At 57.1% G+C, this 17,268-nt stretch carries 13 protein-coding genes; 3 read left to right on the plus strand and 10 right to left on the minus strand.

What is annotated here, in order from left to right; all coding sequences use genetic code 11:
- Window positions 1-143: 143 nt before the first annotated feature.
- The 3 genes from FMN52_RS15805 (at window position 144) to FMN52_RS15815 (ending at window position 6,314) form a co-directional block, all read left to right on the plus strand.
- Window positions 144-1,994, plus strand: a complete 1,851-nt coding sequence (locus tag FMN52_RS15805) for a DUF1302 domain-containing protein (RefSeq protein WP_148609522.1) — start codon at window positions 144-146, stop codon at window positions 1,992-1,994.
- A 34-nt stretch (window positions 1,995-2,028) separates the two neighbouring features.
- A complete protein-coding gene (locus FMN52_RS15810; protein WP_148609523.1) occupies window positions 2,029-3,390 on the plus strand; it encodes a DUF1329 domain-containing protein in 1,362 nt (453 codons plus the stop codon).
- Between the two features lie 215 nt (window positions 3,391-3,605).
- Window positions 3,606-6,314, plus strand: coding sequence for a LuxR C-terminal-related transcriptional regulator (locus FMN52_RS15815; RefSeq protein ID WP_148609524.1), 2,709 nt, complete (start codon window positions 3,606-3,608; stop codon window positions 6,312-6,314).
- On the opposite strand, the gene FMN52_RS15820 is transcribed toward FMN52_RS15815, so the two are convergent.
- From FMN52_RS15820 to FMN52_RS15865, 10 genes are all read right to left on the minus strand, one after another.
- Window positions 6,280-7,194, minus strand: coding sequence for an acyltransferase (locus FMN52_RS15820; protein ID WP_148609525.1), 915 nt, complete (start codon window positions 7,192-7,194; stop codon window positions 6,280-6,282). The genes FMN52_RS15815 and FMN52_RS15820 overlap by 35 nt on opposite strands.
- Window positions 7,195-7,206: 12 nt before the next feature.
- Complete coding sequence (locus FMN52_RS15825; protein ID WP_148609526.1) at window positions 7,207-8,142, minus strand: glucosaminidase domain-containing protein; 936 nt, start codon at window positions 8,140-8,142, stop codon at window positions 7,207-7,209.
- 90 nt (window positions 8,143-8,232) lie between these two features.
- Window positions 8,233-10,404 carry a hypothetical protein gene (locus FMN52_RS15830; protein ID WP_148609527.1) on the minus strand — a complete coding sequence of 724 codons (2,172 nt, stop codon included), beginning with the start codon at window positions 10,402-10,404 and terminating at the stop codon, window positions 8,233-8,235.
- 141 nt (window positions 10,405-10,545) lie between these two features.
- Complete coding sequence (locus FMN52_RS15835) at window positions 10,546-11,103, minus strand: YfaZ family outer membrane protein (protein ID WP_148609528.1); 558 nt, start codon at window positions 11,101-11,103, stop codon at window positions 10,546-10,548.
- 112 nt (window positions 11,104-11,215) lie between these two features.
- Window positions 11,216-11,404 carry a DNA gyrase inhibitor YacG gene (gene yacG / locus FMN52_RS15840; RefSeq protein ID WP_148609529.1) on the minus strand — a complete coding sequence of 63 codons (189 nt, stop codon included), beginning with the start codon at window positions 11,402-11,404 and terminating at the stop codon, window positions 11,216-11,218.
- A 62-nt stretch (window positions 11,405-11,466) separates the two neighbouring features.
- Window positions 11,467-13,818 (minus strand): response regulator, encoded by a 2,352-nt coding sequence (locus FMN52_RS15845; RefSeq protein ID WP_148609530.1) that lies wholly within the window; start codon window positions 13,816-13,818, stop codon window positions 11,467-11,469.
- Between the two features lie 44 nt (window positions 13,819-13,862).
- Window positions 13,863-14,606, minus strand: coding sequence for a tRNA (N6-threonylcarbamoyladenosine(37)-N6)-methyltransferase TrmO (gene tsaA / locus FMN52_RS15850; RefSeq protein WP_148609531.1), 744 nt, complete (start codon window positions 14,604-14,606; stop codon window positions 13,863-13,865).
- Entirely contained in the window at window positions 14,606-15,700 is a 1,095-nt protein-coding gene (locus tag FMN52_RS15855) for a hypothetical protein (RefSeq protein WP_148609532.1), read from the minus strand. Before FMN52_RS15855 ends, tsaA begins: the two co-directional genes overlap by 1 nt.
- Window positions 15,693-16,292: a dephospho-CoA kinase gene (gene coaE, locus FMN52_RS15860; protein ID WP_148609533.1), complete on the minus strand. Its 600-nt coding sequence runs from the start codon at window positions 16,290-16,292 to the stop codon at window positions 15,693-15,695. Before coaE ends, FMN52_RS15855 begins: the two co-directional genes overlap by 8 nt.
- A complete protein-coding gene (locus FMN52_RS15865) occupies window positions 16,293-17,168 on the minus strand; it encodes an A24 family peptidase (RefSeq protein WP_148609534.1) in 876 nt (291 codons plus the stop codon).
- Window positions 17,169-17,268 lie beyond the last annotated feature (100 nt).

A 17,268-nucleotide genomic window follows, 5' to 3' on the forward strand; every position in this document is an offset into this window, starting at 1 on the left:
AAATCATACTTTTGACTGATCAAAGCGCCCGAAGGCGTTAGCTATAGTGCCAACATCACGAGCACTGTGCACGAAGCCTCCAATACATCGTGAACACCAATAATCAGAGCAGCGACTCAGAACAACAATGGAGTAGCCTTCCAATGACAAGAAAAACACATCAATGGCAGCGTTGGACCAAATTACCGCTTGCCGTGGCAGTTGCAGCCGGGGTATCCGGTCAGGCAGCAGCCTATTCGTTCTATGTGGGAGATGTGGAAGCCCAGTTCAACACCACGCTGTCTGCGGGCGTTGGCTGGCGGGTAGAAGATCGAGACAAGCGTCTGATTGCCCAGGGCAACCTCGGCCCGGAGTACGCGCCCGGCGGCTCTCTGGAAAATATTGGCTCCTCCACCAACAACTACGACGACGGTAACCTTAACTTCGAAAGCGGAGACACCTACTCCAAAATCGTCAAGGGTAACAGCGAACTTTACCTCAATTATTACGTTGATAACCCCTATCTGACTCGTGTTGGCGGTCTTCTGCGTGGTCGTTACTGGTACGACTTTGAATTGAAAGATGAGAGCAGGGCTGTAGATTACGTAGGTCAGCAGCGGGAACTGAATCCCCAAGCAAAGGACAATGCCTCTGGTGGTGAAATCCTCGACGCCTATGTGTTCTCCGATTGGTACTTCGGAAATGTGCCAGTGAGTCTTCGTTATGGTAAACAAGTTTTAAGCTGGGGTGAGAGTACCTTTATCCAGGGTGGTATTAACGTAATCAACCCCGTTGATGTTCCTGCCTTCCGCGCTCCGGGTTCCGAGCTGAAAGATGCCCTTCTGCCGGTGGAGATGTTCTACATGTCTGCGGGTATCACCGAGAATGTCACGGTCGAAACATTCGTTCAGGCGGATTGGGAGCCTGTTCGTCCGGACGACTGCGGTACCTTCTTCTCAACCAACGACTTCGCGGCTGATGGCTGTGGTCCCGTGCTTCTGGCAGGGCAGCTTTCCGATTCACAAGCGCTTGCGCAGGGCTTTGTAGCGCCTCGGATTGGTGATCAGGAAGCAGACTCGAAAGATCAGTTCGGCGTTGCCGTGCGCTGGTATGTGCCGGAGCTCAATGATTCGGAACTCGGCTTCTACTACATCAAGTACAACAGCCGCCTTCCTTATGTAAGCGGCACAATCAAAGACACCGGTGAGCAGTTCCCGAAATACTTCGTAGAGTATCCCGAGGGCATTAACCTCTATGGCATCAGTATCAACACGACCACCCCGGGTGGTTGGTCTCTCGGTGCTGAATACTCCTTCAGGGACAAGGTTCCCCTCCAGTGGAACGCGTTTGAACTGCTCTATGGTGGCACCCAGCTGCGTAATCCTATCGACGGTACTCCGGTCAGTTTGCTCGAAAAGCAAAGGCTTGAAGAGGCCGGCGGTACACTGGAGCCGGGTGTGAGCGTTGCTGGTAACGACCGTTTCAATGTGTCCCAGGCCCAGTTTACGCTGATCAAGTTCTTTGATCAGGTGATGGGTGCGAGTCGACTCTCACTGATCTCCGAATTCGGGGCGACCTACATCCACGACCTGCCGGGTTACGATGAGGCTCGCTACGGCCGTTCGGGTACGTTTGGGGTTGGCCCTGTTCCCAGCGCAGGTGGTGTTGATGCCTGTCCGCTCCTGAATATCAATACGAATTACTGTGAGAACGAGGGCTTCACAACAGACTTCTCCTGGGGCTACCGTGCGCGCCTGGTTTGGGATTACCCCAACGCCCTGGCCGGTGTTAACCTTTCACCGCAGCTGGCGTGGAGCCACGATGTTGAAGGCTACAGCCCACAGCCGGGCGGCGCTTTCAACGAAGGTAGCAAGGCTATCGGTCTGTCTTTGCAGGCGGTATACCAGAACAAGATTACCGGTAATGTCGGTTACACAAACTTTTTCGGCGGCAAGCCGTATAACGAGTTGACTGACCGCGATTTCGTGAGTGCTAGCGTTTCATACTCATTCTGAACCCGGAAAGAATTCGTTGAACGAGGGAATTTAAATGAAACTGAACAAGAAACTACTGGCCACAGGCGTTCTGGCAGCGAGCATGTTTGCCGGCCAGGCCTGGGGTGCGGTTTCTGCTGAAGAAGCGGCCAAGCTGGGCAACTCGCTGACACCGATGGGTGCCGAGAAGGCCGGTAACGGCGGAGCGATTCCGGCCTGGACCGGGGGTCTGACGACCCCTCCGGCTGGTTACAAAGGCGATGGTATCTACCTGAATCCGTTCGCAGATGAGCAGCCGAAATTCACGATCGATCAGAGCAACGTCGAGCAGTACAAAGACAATCTGTCACCGGGCCAGGTGGCCATGATTAAGCGTTACGACGACTACTTCATGCCGGTGTACGAAACCCATCGTACCGCCGCCTACCCTGAAGAGGTTATGGAGCAGACGGTTGATAACGCAACTACGGTTGAACTGATCAAGGATGGTAATGGTCTTGGCGACTATAAGTCCGCCACTCCGTTCCCGATTCCCCAGAACGGTCTGGAAGCGATCTGGAACCACATCACCCGTTATCGCGGTGGCTCTGTCCAGCGTAACGTCGGCCAGGTAACCCCGACCGAGGGCGGCGACTTCTCGGTGGTGAAATTCCAGGACGAGCTGACCTGGCGTACTTACCTGTCTGACTTTGAGCCGGGCATGGATCCGAACGTGCTGTTCTACTTCAAGCAGGCCATCACTGCTCCGGCACGACTGGCGGGTAACGTACTGCTGGTTCACGAAACCATTGACCAGGTAGCTGAGCCTCGCAGGGCGTGGGTATACAACGCCGGTCAACGTCGTGTTCGTCGCGCACCCCAGGTTGCCTATGACGGACCGGGTACCGCATCTGACGGTATGCGTACGTCTGATAACTTTGACATGTTCAACGGTGCTCCGGACCGCTACAACTGGGAGCTGGTCGGCAAGAAGGAAATGTACATTCCGTACAACTCCTACAAGCTGACCGATCGTAGTCTGAGCTACGACCAGATCATCAAGGCTGGCCACATCAATCAGGACTACACCCGCTACGAGCTGCACCGTGTGTGGCACGTAAGGGCAACCCTGAAGGATGGCTCGCGTCACATCTATGCACAGCGTGACTTCTACATTGATGAAGACTCCTGGCAGGCGTCTGTCATTGATCACTACGACGGTCGTGGTGAGCTCTGGCGCGTCGCTGAAGCCCATAACATGCAGTTCTACGACCAGAACGTACCCTGGTACGCCATTGAGACTCTGTACGACCTGCTCTCTGGCCGCTACCTTGCTCTGGGTCTGACTAACGAAGAAGAAAACCCGTATGAGTTTGGCGTTGAGCGTCGCTCCAGGGATTACACGCCGGCGGCACTTCGCCGCGCCGGTACCCGATAAGCGGTTGTTCAGCAGACTTTAAAAGCGGCGGGCCTTAGGGCCCGCCGTTTTTTTAACACATGAGAAAATCCTTTCACGTCAAAATTTTGCAGCCTACCCCTCAATTGGTTTAACCTTCTTATCATACTAAAGGCGTACCCAATGCCGGTCGCCACTCAAAAGTCAGTGCAAGATCCACTTATCCGGCGGTGCAAGGCAGTTAAGGCCGGAGTTAAATGGGGCAGTGCGTGAAACCATTCAATGATGGCTGTGCAGCCAACGATGAATTTCAGTCGGCGAATAGTGGTCTTCAACGGGGCGAGTTGGTCAGGGACCTGCTCAGACAACGGGTTCAGATTCCTCCGGTTCCGTCTGATTCACTGGCCCGGCCAAAGCTCGATGGCAAGATTTCTGATGCACTGGCTTCCAGAAGCGTTCTGTTTCTTGAGGCGCCCTGTGGCTACGGAAAATCCCATGCCGTGGTCAGTGCTTTAGCGTTAGACAGCGCAGAAACGGCGGCTGATCAGGTTCGCTGGGTTGCGCTGAACTCTCAGGACAACGCGCCATCCCGTTTCTTGACGCTGCTTGCCATTGCCCTGGACCTGCCCGAAACTCCGGAGCAGGGTCTGCAGAGTGGTGCCACCTTCTCGGATACTCTGTCGATGATGCAGGCGGCGCTGGCCCGGAATATTTCCAACCAGCCACGGGTTCTGGTGTTGGACAACCTCCATAATCTCAGCAACCCCGCCGTTGTGGATCTGCTTCATCAACTGGTTGCTGATTTTCCGGTGGGCGCTTCCATTGTTCTGATTTCGCGTAAGGCATTGCCTTTCGAAACTCACGGCCTTGAGTTGGAAAATCGATTTACCCGTATCGGGCCTGAGACCCTCGAATTCTCTCGTTCAGAAACCTTTGAGTTCTTTCGGTCGGCCACGGAAAACAGTGGGCTCACCAGTGTCGCCGTCGATAATCTCTATGACATGACTGAGGGCTGGGCGACGCCCTTAGCGCTGTATCGCCGAGAGGTGTACCAGAATATTGAAAGGAAGCCGATTCAGGAAACCCCAAGCGTTGAGCGATTTCTCAAAGAATCGGTTCTTGGCAACCTGACGCCAGGCCAGATGCGTTCCATGCGTGGCATCGCTGAGCTTGAACTGTGTTCCGATGAACTGTTCCTGGCGCTTGAGCCCCTTCTGCCAGAGACCGGGTTTGTCCCCTCCCAGGCTGTTGAGAGGGGGTTCCCACTGAAGCCCATGCCGGGCCGCGGTCGCTGGTACCGAATCAATCCACTGTTACAGGAATGGCTGAAATCACCAGTGATGGCCGGTCACGCCGAACGGATGCTACAAGCCAGCCGCTGGTTCGGTGTGCGCGACCAGTTCCCGGAAGCCCTCAAGTACGCGCTGCTGGCAGGCGATGCCGAGGAGATTATCCGCATTGCTTCTGAGGGATCTGAGGCTCTGCTGCTGGGGCAGGATACGGCTTCACTCCTGCGCCTTCGCAAAAGCTTGCCGTCACAGCTTCTGGAGCGGAGTGTACGATTGAGGATTGTCTACAGCTGGGTGCATGCTATCGGTGGTCAGTTCCGCCAGGCCCGAGCCCTGATAGACGGTCTGGCCGAGCCTGACCAACAGGAACAGGTGGCGCGAATCTGTGCTCTGAGAGCTTTTATCCTGCGGGGCGAGGGCAGTGTAGCTACGGCCCTGGAAATGGCCGATCGAGCCCTGGCTGAAGGGGAACTGAGCACCCAGGGCCAACTGGTAACCCAGATGGTACGCTCCAGTGCCCTGTGCGCAGCGGGTCGTTTCCAGGAAGCCCGGGAAGCCAATCGGGCGGCGTCGAGACTCGCCCGGGAAGCAGGCGATTCCGGCTCGGAAGCCCTGGCAGTATACGCCCATGCCCGGATCGAGCTTGGCAAAGGTGCTCTCAAACACGCTGAGCAACTTTTACGGACCGGTCTGGATACGGCCATGCAGGAGCTGGCTCGTCCCGCCCGTATCGGTGAGACGCGGTTGCAGCTTAATCTGGTGTTGGTGCTCTGGCACCAGGGCCGTGAAGCGGAGGCAGATCGCCTATTGGTTACCTGCGGGCGTCACGCCGAGCAGACCCGGGATTTGGGTCTGCTGCTGGCGATGACGATCCGCGTGCTGATGTGCCGTGCCCAGGGCCGGCTCGAGGATGCCTTTGTCTGGATTGGCCGGGCGGAGCGCACCATGCATTCCTGGCAGGTCGACGAATCGCTGTTCGTTCCGGTGCTTGAAGCCCTCAAAGCCAATTGCTGGTTATCTCAGAACCAGATAGATAGTGCCGATCAGGCTGTCCGGAAGCTGGCCCCCTACCGGGAAGCCGGCTGCGTGCCAGAGCTGTTCCCGATGATGCCGGGGCTGCTCGATTGTCTTCAGGTCCGGGTCGATCTGGCCCGTGGTGACCTTATAAAAGCGCGGGAAACCCTCCAGGGCATTCGTGAGCGGTATGAGGGCACCATTCCGTGGGGCGTGGAACTGCATATGCGCTTGCTCGAGTCGGTGATTGTTCTGGATGAAAAGGGGCCTGTGGTTGCCCAGAAAATCCTGTGCACCGTTGTTACCGAAGCGGCTGCCGAGCACTTCATCAGCCCCTTCAGAGAGCTGAGGAGTGAGTTGCAGGATCTGATGGCGAAAGGCTTTGGTCAGCTTCCGGATGGTACGTTCAAAGAGGCGCTGGGTGAGCTGTTCGAACTGCAGGAGGCTGCAGGGGGCGTCGATGCCCTGGCGGAACCCATCAGCGAGCGGGAGCATGGCGTGCTTGAACTGATCGCCAAAGGGCTGTCAAACCAGGAAATTGCTGACAAACTGCACATTTCCCTGCACACGGTAAAAACCCACGCTCGTCGTATCAATGCCAAGCTGGAAGTGAAGTCACGGACTCAGGCTATTGTCCGGGCGCGGGAGCTGGGGCTGCTTTAAGTTCATCGATCCGCGCATCCTTCTCCGCCCAGATCTCACTCACCCAGCGCTGAAACGCGATTCGGGTTTCCCGGTCGTTTTCGTAATCCATCCCCAGGAACTCGCCAGGTATTTCCCGTGTCCGCACGTCGATAACAATCCTGCGGATTCGTCCGCACAGGTAATCCCAGAAGCCGGCGCGTCCCTCCGGATACACAATGGTGACATCCAGCATGGTGTGGATCATTTCACCCATAGCGCCCAGCACAAACGCGGTTCCACCTGCCCTCGGCTTCAGAAGATGCGTGTAGGGTGATTCCTGGCGGTCGTGTTTCTCCGGCGTAAACCGGGTACCTTCCATAAAGTTAAAGATCGTCACCGGGGTGTAGCGAAATTTCTCGCAGGCAGCCTGGGTGGCGGCCACATCCTTTCCCTTGAGCTCCGGGCGTTTGGCGATCTGCTCCTTGGTGTGGCGGTGCATAAATGGGAAGTCCAGCGCCCACCAGGCAACACCCAGAAAGGGAACCCAGATCAGCTGTTTCTTCAGGAAGAACTTTAGTAGGGGAATCCGGCTGTTGAGCACATACTGAATGGCGGGGATATCGGCCCAGCTCTGGTGGTTGCAGGTAACAAAATACCAGTGCTCCCGGCTGAGGTTTTCAACGCCCCGAACATCCCACGCGACCCTGTGCAGAAGATCCATCAGCAGGTTGTTGAAACCAATCCAGACCCATGCGATGTTGTTCAGGACCACCGTACAACCCTTGCGAATGCCGGTAAGCGGCAGCACGAGTTTAAGCAAGGCGAATACCAGAAGAACGGGAAACAGGACCAACGTGTTACAAAGAATGAGCAGGGCCGCCAAAGTGCCCTTCAGCGGCGCTGGGAGAAAATCGAGCATGGGGTAGGGTCTCTAACCTTCAGCCGGGTTGGTGTTCAGTGATGATTGGCGCGGCAACAAGCCGGTTTCCGTTTCCGTGGAGGCCAGTTGCTCGAGGCTACCGGGTTCGAGGTTCCGGACGACGGTGCGGAAATCGTCGTCATAGAATTCCAGGTTGTTGTAATGAATCATGGCCCGGATTTCTTCTATATATTCTTCGCCACGTTCGGAATAGCCGAGCAGGCCTTCAGCCAGTTCCAGGCCGGACAGCGGCGCATTCTTGCGGCGGTCTTTGAGCCGAACGTCCCGCAACAGCTGGTAAGTGGGGTGGCGGTTCAGGTTCTGAATGTAGGCCCGAACCGACCGGTACGGTGAAGAGAACTTCGCCACTTCATGGTTGGCGCCGTCGGCACGACTGAGAGGAACCAGACCGCAGCCTTGGGAAAAACACCACTGCCCGAACAGGTTGTTGCCCTTGGTGGCAAACCGGGAGGTGCCCCACGCGGACTCATTGGCAGCCTGGGCCAGGATCAGGGACGGTGGAATTACGTCCAGGCGCTTACGCAAAAGGGCAAACTGCTCGTCGCTGCCAGGCTCTGCGTCTACTCGTAACCGCTCGGACTGCTGGGCCAGCCAGTTATACTCCTTGCTGGTCAGAGTTTCCTTTCCGGCGAGGTTGTCCAGATAGTCGCGCTCAATCAGAATCCTGGAATTGGCCAGAACAATCCTGGGGTAGAGAAACGAAAAGAAAGCGGCCTTTTTCTCCGTAGTGTCCCGGTACTTTGAGAAGTCCGGCAGGTCGTCATTGGCCCAATGCGGCAGAGACGGCAGGGAGGATAATGCAGGCTCGGAACCCGAGTTTTCGGAATAGTTCTGGTCAACGCTCGCCTCTGGCGTGTAGAAACCGCCCCCGATCGCGAATGCAATCAAGGGAACCATTAGCATGACCGCCCGTTTACCCGCAGACATAAAGCCTCTCGTTAAAGTCGACATAGCAAGAATTATAACAGGTTATACGAGAGCGTCTGCCTGTTGGGTTTCGTCGGGTGGTTTCTACGGTCAGGGCAGGCGAGTCGCGATTACCAGGCCGATCTGTTCCCCATTGCCCTCAGTGGTTCGGAAGCGTAGATAGAATTGGTCCTGGCTGGCGGTGTGAAAGCCCTCGAGTACTAGGTTCCCGGCGGTAAACTGTACTTGGCCGTCGCCGGACTGACTGTAAGTGAGGGTAACGTCCGGAAGGCGCTCCAGAACGGGTTTTGTCACCGTTTGGTCGTTGACGGAATGGGTGCTGGTTAGCAAAACCGGCGAAAGGGTCGCCGCGCTGGAGGAGTCGATGGTTAACAGTGCGTTGTCAAAATGCCGGAGGCGGTTTGTGTCAGCGGTCAGGGCAAGGGCCACGCCCTGAAGCCGGAACTGTCCGGTGGCGGGGGCACTGTTGGCGGTTTGCTCGTTGGCAATCAGAATGCCGTCACCCAAGGGACTGTCGTCCAGATTGAACGCCATCAGGGTGCCATCAGGACTGCTGGCGCCTATACCGATATCCGGCTGCTCGAAATCACCGGAGGCGGTGGTAATGTCCAGGTTAAGCCGGCCGATATCCACATCACCTTTGCTGAGCCGGGAGGTTCGATTGCTCAGGGTCCAGGATTCCGTTCTGGTGCCGGTGGCATCTGTGGTGACAGTTCCTGTGCTATCCCGCTGCACCGTTGTAAAGCTCTGGGACTGGCTGACCGTGCCGGTATTGATCTGCCACTGGCCAACGCCTGCTTCAATGGTAAGGGGCGTTGTGTCGTCGCTGAAACGGGTTGCCAGGTAAACCACATTGTAATCCCGGCCGCTCAGGGTACCCGCGTCGAAGCCTTCTTGCCGAAGCAGGTTAACTTCAAGAACTGACAGATACTGATCTTCCAGCGTGCCCAGGCGCTCCAGACGGTCTCCTTCAGCGACCAGCTCAATAGCCTTGCCGGCACTGAAGTAGCCGCTGATCACCCGGTCAGGCCCTGAGGTTTCATCCACGGGAAGGCTGGTGAAGGCATTCAGGTAATAGGGATTTCGGGTCCAGCCGATGATTTTTGAGCTGCCACGGCCCGTAATGCTCTGGTACAGGGCCCGGCCGGCGAGCAGGCGTGTATCGTCCATAAGTGTGGCGGCACCAGGCGAGGAGGAGTGGGTGTTACGTTCCCAGTATTCGGAGCCACGCACGAAGAAATTGTTCCCATCCTGATGAATCAGGGCCTCCCGGTCGTAGGGGATGTCATTGGCCAGAGAGGTAACGCGGATGTTGAACGCATCAAAGCTGGTCAGGGTCAGGGCAGGGTAGACGTAGCCGGTGCCGTTCTCATCCGTAAGCACCTCTTCCTGAGCGGTACGAACACCCCATTGTCCGGACCCGCTCAGGGTCGACTCGAGAAAGGTCTGCCCCAACTCAATGCCGAGGAATACGGAATTGTAGTCCGCGGAACTGGCGCTGATCTTGCCCGAGGAGGTCTCATCCAGCACCGCGTAGTCGGCCATAGCGCCGACGTAACGGGCAAAGTCTCCCCGATTTTCCAGTACATCCAGAGCGCCGCTCAGGCCAACATTGGGCGGGATGTCAATTTCGAAGTCGTGCACCTGATCGGCCAGGGTAGACCACACATACTTGTTCAGGCACAGCTCGCCACCTTCATCGGCAACGCAATCCATGATTGTCTGGAACTCGCCTGCCGTGTAACTGCTGAGAGTGTTGCGAACCAGATATTCAGAAAAAGGGTTCACTTTAACATCCCGATCGGCATCGGCGGCCAGGGCACGCATGCGGGTGTTGCCGTAACTGGCATCGATAATCACATTCGGCCCCAGTGGCAGGCCCTCAGTGAATTCAATTATGGTGAAGCCTTCGCTGTCGGTGCGGGTGGAGATTGGCGGCTCACCCAGGTTCTGTAGGACGGGGTTGGTGAAGTAAACACTTACCCTGTCTGGTTGTACGATTCTCAGGTTGCGCCGGGTAGGCTCGCCCTCGCTGGTGACACCGCCTGGCACTTCCATGGTCACCCGGACTTCGTTGCTGGCGAGGCCGCCGGTGTTGGTGGAATCGCCGGTGCTGCCGGAGCTGAAATCATCGACCGGATTCTTGTTTCCAGCAAAGTCATTGGGCTGGTTGGCCGCTCCCTCAAGGGCATCTTCGCCGCTTCCGCATCCGGCGGTGAGCAACAGAGTCGAGGAGAGCAATAAACTGAGTGTGAAACGCATGCCTGGCTATCCGTGCAGAAAATACAGGCAAACAGTCTAACAGTCGGATTCTCGGGAAAGCGTGAGGAAAAGCACGAAAAAGTCAGGGAGAGAAAGCGAAACGGGCCCAAGAAGCCGGGCCCGTTCCAGACAAGGCAGGAATCAGAAGAAAATCTTCATGCCCGCCATAACGCCTTCATCGAGATTGACGTCTCGTGAGGAGTTCTCGATATCGGTGTTCAGGTAACGGTAGCCGGCGAAAAGCTCGGCATTGCGGATAACCCGATAGCTGCCCCGCAGCTCCAAACTCGTCATATCATCGGAATCGCCGAACGAGAGGATGCTGGGTGCGTAGTGCAGGCCACCAGTGAAAGACAGGCCCGGAACGTTCGGGATGTTGACAGTGGCAAAGCCGCCAAGACCCAGAGCCCCGCCATCTGCTCGGCTCTGATCCCAGGCGATACCGCGCATACCGATGCCAGCTGTGGTGGGCAGGTTGCCGATAGCCGTCCGGCCCTGGGCATGGAAATCCACGTTGAAGATATCGCGGCCACCCTCGTGGTAGGTGTAACCGGTGCCAAGCTGGATGTCATTGTTGGTACCGAAGAAATTCACCTGGCCCTTCACCGAATCGTTGGTGAGGCTGAGGTCGACGTCACCTGCAAAGGCAGGCGCGGCAGCCAGTGAGAGAACCATCAGGGAAATCCGGGACGCTTTCATAGTTATGCACCTTCATTAAGTTATTAGCAGGATTGGCGGTATGGTAACGGGGCGCCCGGGAGCACTCAACTTAAATGCCAGTAAGTCCCCGTTAACTTTAATTTTTCGCAGATCAGTGCTTGGTGGTCTCGCCGCCCTGGTCCAGATCCTCCGGTGATGCGTTCTCTGCGGGTACCCGGTATTCCTCGTTGGCCCAGGCCCCCAGATCGATCAGTTTACAGCGCTCCGAACAAAAAGGGCGCCAGGGGTTGGTCTCGGTCCATTCCACGGACTTTTTACAGGTTGGGCATTCAACGTTCATGGTTGCCTTCGGGTATTGAAAACGTGTCTGGATGTCTGTGCCCTGATTTAAGAAAACAGCTTTCAGGAGGCAGCAGACGCCTGACAGTATTGTTCCAGTACTGCCCGCAGCATTTCAATATTGACAGGCTTGGCAACAAAAGAATCCATACCGCACCGGCGGCAGCGTTCTTCGTCTTCTTCCATGGCGCTGGCGGTCAGGGCGACCACAGGGATTCGCACGCGGTTGTGCGTTTTCTCCCACTCCCTAAGGCGTCGGGTGGCTTCGAAACCATCCACGCGGGGCATAACACAATCCATGAACACCAGATCGAACGGGTGCCACTGCCAGAGGCTGGCCGCAGCCTCGCCGTCGTTTGCGGTCATCACGTCACATCCGAGTTTCTCAAGCAGTCGACGGGTAAGGGTGCGGTTGACCGGATTATCTTCCACCAGCAGCACCTTCATCCGGCCACAGGGTAGTTCCCGGAGCCGGGCGGTATCGGTGACTGCTTGCAGGGAAAACCGGGTCAGGAAACGCCTTTCCTCTTTGGCGGCGTCGGCAAACAACTGGTTAAGAATCGGAGTCAGGCAGGACTCTCTCAGCGATTTGCTCAGGAAAGCGTCGGCTCCGGCTTGCCGGAAATGTTCGGCGTCGCCCCGCTGGGGGTTGGATGAGAGAATCAGCAAACGCATATCGGACCAGAGCGGATTGCTTCGGATCTGCCGGCACAGGAGGTCGCTGTCCATGTCCGGTACAAAGCCATCCAGGATGATGGCGTCGAAAGGCTGCTGGCCATCGAATGCCGTGCGCAGGGACGTCAGCGCTTCGCCGGCGGACTTTACCGCCTCGATGTGCACCTCGTGGCGAGATAACATTTCCAGGGTGATCTTGCGGGACAGCTCGTAGGAATCTACCACCAGAATCCGGCGATTTTTCACCATCCGGGTATCCGGCCGAACCCGGGCGGCGTTCTCCGGTGCCACGGGCAGGATCAGTTCCATCCAGAAGGTGGAGCCCTCGCCCGGGCGGCTCTCCAGATCCATGGAGCCGTCCATCAGACCGACCAATTGGCGGCAGATGGTCAGGCCCAGGCCGGCACCGGGCAACTGGCGCTGGAACTGTTGGCCCAGTTGCACATAGGGCTCGTAAACCAGCGGAACATCTTCCGGGTTGATCCCCACGCCGGTATCTTCAACAGCAATGCGAATGCGTGCCTTGCCGTCCCGGCGGCCCAGCACCTCGATGCTGATCAGCACATGACCTGAATCGGTAAATTTGATGGCGTTGGAGGTGAGGTTCAGCAGGATCTGGCGAATTCGCACCGGGTCGCCCTTCAGTGCCCAGGGCAGGTTCTCGTCAATTCGAAGCTCAAGTGCCAGCCCTTTCTCCCGGGCGCGGGAACCCAACATGTGCACGAGATCATTGAGGGTTTCCCGAAGATCAAAGGGAATGTCATCCAGCACCAGCTTGCCCGCTTCCATGCTGGAGATGTCCAGAAGATCGTTGATGATGGCAGAGAGGCTCTCGGAAGCACTCAGCAGCGTCTGCACGTACTCACGCTGCTCCTGATCGAGAGGCGTGTCGGTCAGCAGGTTGGCGTAGCCCAGCACGGACTGCAGCGGGATGCGCAACTCGTGGCTGACATTGGCCAGGAACTGGTTCTTGGCATGGTTGGCCCGCACCGCCTCGTCCCGTTCTCCCTGGGATTGGATCGTGGTCTGGCGCAGGGAGCGGGTGTCCTCGAGAATCTGCAGGCGCATCTTGTTCAGGGCCTGCTCCAGCTCCGAGAGCTCGTCCGGCGTTTTACGGGCTTTGCGTTTGAGTTTCAGCGGATCGACCAGGGCGTCCAGGTTCAGTCGGGCGGCGTAATCGGCCATGGATTCCAGATGCCGGGATAGCGTCAAACGAACGATCACCAGTAAGCCTAAAGTGCCCAGCATTACCACAATCGATTGGAATAGCAGATTCAGGAGAGCACGGTTCCGAAGGTCTGTGTAAATCTGGTCGATGGAGGAGGTAACAGTGAGCGTGCCCACATTCTCAGGACTGCGAATGCTGGAGCGGTCGAAGACCAGTGGAAAGGTCTGCGAGATTGCCCGGCCCTCAGGGTAAGTGCCGGTACTGAATGTTTCACCGGTGCTGGTCACTACCCGGCCATACTGGACAGCGGGCACCGCCTTCATGTCATCCAGACTGTTAGCCACCTCGCTGAAATTCATCAGCCAGATGTTGTTGCTCATACTCCCGGAAACCAGCTCGGCGGCTCGTGTCTGGTCGTTCAACAGGTCGTTCTTCCGGCGCTCGAATTCGCCTATCAGTTGAACACCCGTTGCCACCAGAGACAAGAACAGGCTGAACAGCAACACGTAGGCGAGCAACCTTGCCGCCAATGGCCGTATTCCCAATCGTTTGAACAACCGCTTTGAAGGCAAGGCACATATTCCCTGTGTCGACTACAAAAACACCAACAAGCAGTTTAACAGACCGTTAGCACTTCGACACGTTTTCGTGAATGATCATTCACGAATCGGAAGCGCACGTTCAGGTCGTATAAATGGGCGCCGTAAATGCGCTCCTCTTCCCGGCCGCGTCGGAATGACGGGCGCGGATCATAGCCCACAACATCCTCGATCAGGGGCCGTAGTTCCGGGTAGTCGTCTGTTGAAAGTTGGCTGATCTGCGCCTCCGCTTCCGGCAGGAACACCACTTCCAGTCTTTCCGTTGGTGGGGAGTCTGCCCAGCCCAAAGTGGCATCGGGCACGGAATCGGCGAAGGGCAGGTAGGGTTTGATATCGAGGATCGGTGTGCCTTCGATCAAATCATGATCGCTGATGCGGAGGATGAGATGGCCATCAGTGCGAATCAGCCCCTCATTGCGCACCACCGACAGGCCAAGACTGTTGGGGCGGAACGGTGAACGACTGGCAAACACACCCATCTTGCGGTTGCCGCCCAGGCGGGGAGGGCGCACCACTGGCCGCCATTCGGCCCGCACAGCTTCGTGAAATTGAAAGGTCAGCCAAAGATGGCTGGCTGTCTCCAGCCCCCGGAACGCATCCTCCCGGTCAAACGGGGGTTGGATAATCAACTCGGCCTGGGCATGTCGGGTCAGACCCGGCTGGCGCGGCACCCCGAACTTGTCCTGGAAGCAGGAGCGTGTAATGGCAACTGGCGTAAGGGTAAGGGCCTCGACCGCAGGCTTTGAGGGGTGTCTTGGCATTACAAACGATCATCCTCGATAGTACCGGAGAAAAACATCTCCACCCGGAACACCACAGAAGCCCGGTCTTTGAAGCTTTCCTCCCGGGGGAATTCCAGCGCGGGAATCAGCTCAGCGTATAGCCAGTTGCTGTGGAGCCGGTAGCGAAACGTAAGGTCTGTGAACGCGGAGGTGGTGCGCCAGGAAGGTTTGCTTTCCCCCAGCAGGCCCAGCCTCGGCGTTACAATCAGCCGGTTATTCATGCGCTTGCGCATGCTGAATATCTGGCCCGCCACAAATTCCTTGTCGTTGTGCACCCACTCCAGTTCGGAGGACGACTGGAAATACCAACCATTCCCCACAGGACGGCCTGCGCCTATCCAGGTCCGCTCGCCCCAGCCGTCCTGATGGAAATAATAAAATCGCTGCTGGGCGTTCAGCACCCATTTGTCGTCCAGGCGCCAGCGCTTCTCGGCCGTTGCCCGCCAGAAGGCATCCGGAGGGAGCCGGAGACGCACACCCACATCGTTGGAGAAGTTGATGGCATCGCCAATCTGGGTCAGGTACCGCAGCGCACCCGTGGCTTCCGTGTCGGAGCGTTCCGGCTCGGTAAGCTGGCGGTCCCGCTGGCGCTCTCCGAGAGGAATCAGGTCTTCGCTCTCGCTTTCGATAACCAGGCGCAGTTTCCGGCGGGTGGTGGGAATATCCAGCCGGAATCGAGCCTCCGGCTCAAACTGTGCCGGGTCCCCGTATTCGGATTCCGTTGCAAAGCCAACTCGCAGATAGCTCTCATTGTTGGGCAGGCTCTGGGCGCTGCCGGAAAGCGTCCGGTCGGCCCATTGGCCAACAGACTGGATCTTCCGCCCGTGAAGACGCTCCTGCCGCAGCACCCAGTTACTGAACTTGAGCCAGTAGGAATCCCGTGGATCCGCCCAGTATTCGTCCGGCTCAAAGGTGTAGAACCCGATCGGCAGCTGAGTCGGAGACAGAATCTCGGCCACAGAGCGCTCTTGAACCTCAAACACCGGCTCAAGGCTGTAGGTTGGGGAAGAGAACGTCAGAGAAAGTGCAGCGGCAAGACCTGCAAAACGATAGCGGAAAAACCAGTCAGCCAAAATCCACCAACAACCTTTCATGCAGCTCCCGCACCTGACGCGTTACATCATCCAGAGGGCGATCATTATCAATCACCTCGTCCGCCCGCGCCAGCCGATCCTCACGCGACATCTGAGCCGCGATGATCCGCTCAACCTGCTCCCGGGAATTGGTATCCCGGGCCATGGTGCGTTCGAGTTGAACGTCCTTGGGTACGTCAATCACGATAATGCGGTCAACCAGTTCGTGCTGGTCAGTTTCGAGGAGAAGAGGGGAGACCAGAAGCACATAGGGAAGCGGGTAGTTTGCCGGATTCAACTGCCGAATCAATTCCTCCCGGATGATCGGATGCAGCAGCGCCTCCAGCCAAACCCGCTCTTCCGGCTCCTGAAAGACAATCCCGCGAAGCTGCGCGCGATCCAAAGCACCGTCGGAAGTGAGAATCTCCTCCCCAAAATGCTCCGCAATCCTTGCCAGTGCTGGCGTCCCGGGCTCAACTACTTCGCGGGCAACATCATCAGCATCCACCCAGTGCACGCCAAGGTCACCGAACAAGCGAGCAACAGTGGATTTTCCGGAACCAATCCCGCCGGTGAGGCCGATAACTGCCATTTAAACCCCCAAAAACCCAAACCAAACCGCCTGAATCTCACTCCCAAACCACAAACAAATCAACCCCGCCGTCGCCAGGTAAGGCCCAAACGGAATGGGCACCTCGCGCCCATGCTTCCTGAACACCATCAGGCTAATACCCACAACCGCACCAACCACCGAAGAAAGCAAAATCACCGCCGGCAACAACTGCCACCCCAGCCAGGCGCCGAGCGCGGCCAGCAGCTTGAAATCCCCATGCCCCATACCTTCCTTTCCGGTAACCAGTTTGAACATCCAGTAAACCGACCAAAGCGAGAGATAACCGGCTACCGCGCCCCAAAAGGCACTGTTGAAGTCCGTAAGCACACCAAAATAATTCAGTACCAGGCCCAGCCACATCAGGGGCAGGGTAATGCTGTCTGGCAATAACTGGGTATCGAAATCAATAACCGTCAGCGCTACGAGAGACCAAACCAGCAAAAGCGCCCAAAGCGCAGACTCGTTCGGCCCGATGACAGCAATGGTCACCACCGAGAAAATCGCGGTGACGGCCTCAATAATCGGATAGCGGAGCGAAATGGGGGCTTTGCAGGAGGCGCATTTGCCTTTAAGAATTAGCCAGCTGACCACCGGAATATTCTCCCAGGCCCGAATGCCATGGCCGCAGGAAGGGCAGGTGGAGGCCGGTGAGGAGAGCGTAATACGGTCTTCCTGCTTTCGCTGTTTTTCAGGTAGTTCCAGGAATTCCTCGCACTGGCAGCGCCAGTCCTGGTGCATCATTTTCGGCAGCCTGAGGATCACGACATTCAGGAAGCTGCCGATGCATAGGGAAACGAGGGTAACGGAAATGAAAAGCAGCCAGGGAGTGGCGAGAAAGGCGTCCAGAGTAATCATTAATTATCCGAGAATCAGGCGGGCGAACTCGGGGTCATGAACCCGGGGTCAGAAGAAAGCTTTCTTCTGACCCCAATTTCATGTGCCCCACTTTGAATCA

The organism is Marinobacter sp. BW6 (genome assembly GCF_008107725.1).
Lineage (GTDB): Bacteria > Pseudomonadota > Gammaproteobacteria > Pseudomonadales > Oleiphilaceae > Marinobacter.

Excerpts from the sequence above, each read along its gene's own strand:
- FMN52_RS15805 (WP_148609522.1), top strand. The coding sequence starts at position 144 with ATGACAAGAAAAACACATCAATGGCAGCGTTGGACCAAATTACCGCTT.
- FMN52_RS15810 (WP_148609523.1), top strand. The coding sequence starts at position 2,029 with ATGAAACTGAACAAGAAACTACTGGCCACAGGCGTTCTGGCAGCGAGC.
- FMN52_RS15815 (WP_148609524.1), top strand. The coding sequence starts at position 3,606 with ATGGGGCAGTGCGTGAAACCATTCAATGATGGCTGTGCAGCCAACGAT.
- FMN52_RS15820 (WP_148609525.1), bottom strand. The coding sequence starts at position 7,194 with ATGCTCGATTTTCTCCCAGCGCCGCTGAAGGGCACTTTGGCGGCCCTG.
- FMN52_RS15825 (WP_148609526.1), bottom strand. The coding sequence starts at position 8,142 with ATGTCTGCGGGTAAACGGGCGGTCATGCTAATGGTTCCCTTGATTGCA.
- FMN52_RS15830 (WP_148609527.1), bottom strand. The coding sequence starts at position 10,404 with ATGCGTTTCACACTCAGTTTATTGCTCTCCTCGACTCTGTTGCTCACC.
- FMN52_RS15835 (WP_148609528.1), bottom strand. The coding sequence starts at position 11,103 with ATGAAAGCGTCCCGGATTTCCCTGATGGTTCTCTCACTGGCTGCCGCG.
- yacG (WP_148609529.1), bottom strand. The coding sequence starts at position 11,404 with ATGAACGTTGAATGCCCAACCTGTAAAAAGTCCGTGGAATGGACCGAG.
- tsaA (WP_148609531.1), bottom strand. The coding sequence starts at position 14,606 with ATGCCAAGACACCCCTCAAAGCCTGCGGTCGAGGCCCTTACCCTTACG.
- coaE (WP_148609533.1), bottom strand. The coding sequence starts at position 16,292 with ATGGCAGTTATCGGCCTCACCGGCGGGATTGGTTCCGGAAAATCCACT.
- FMN52_RS15865 (WP_148609534.1), bottom strand. The coding sequence starts at position 17,168 with ATGATTACTCTGGACGCCTTTCTCGCCACTCCCTGGCTGCTTTTCATT.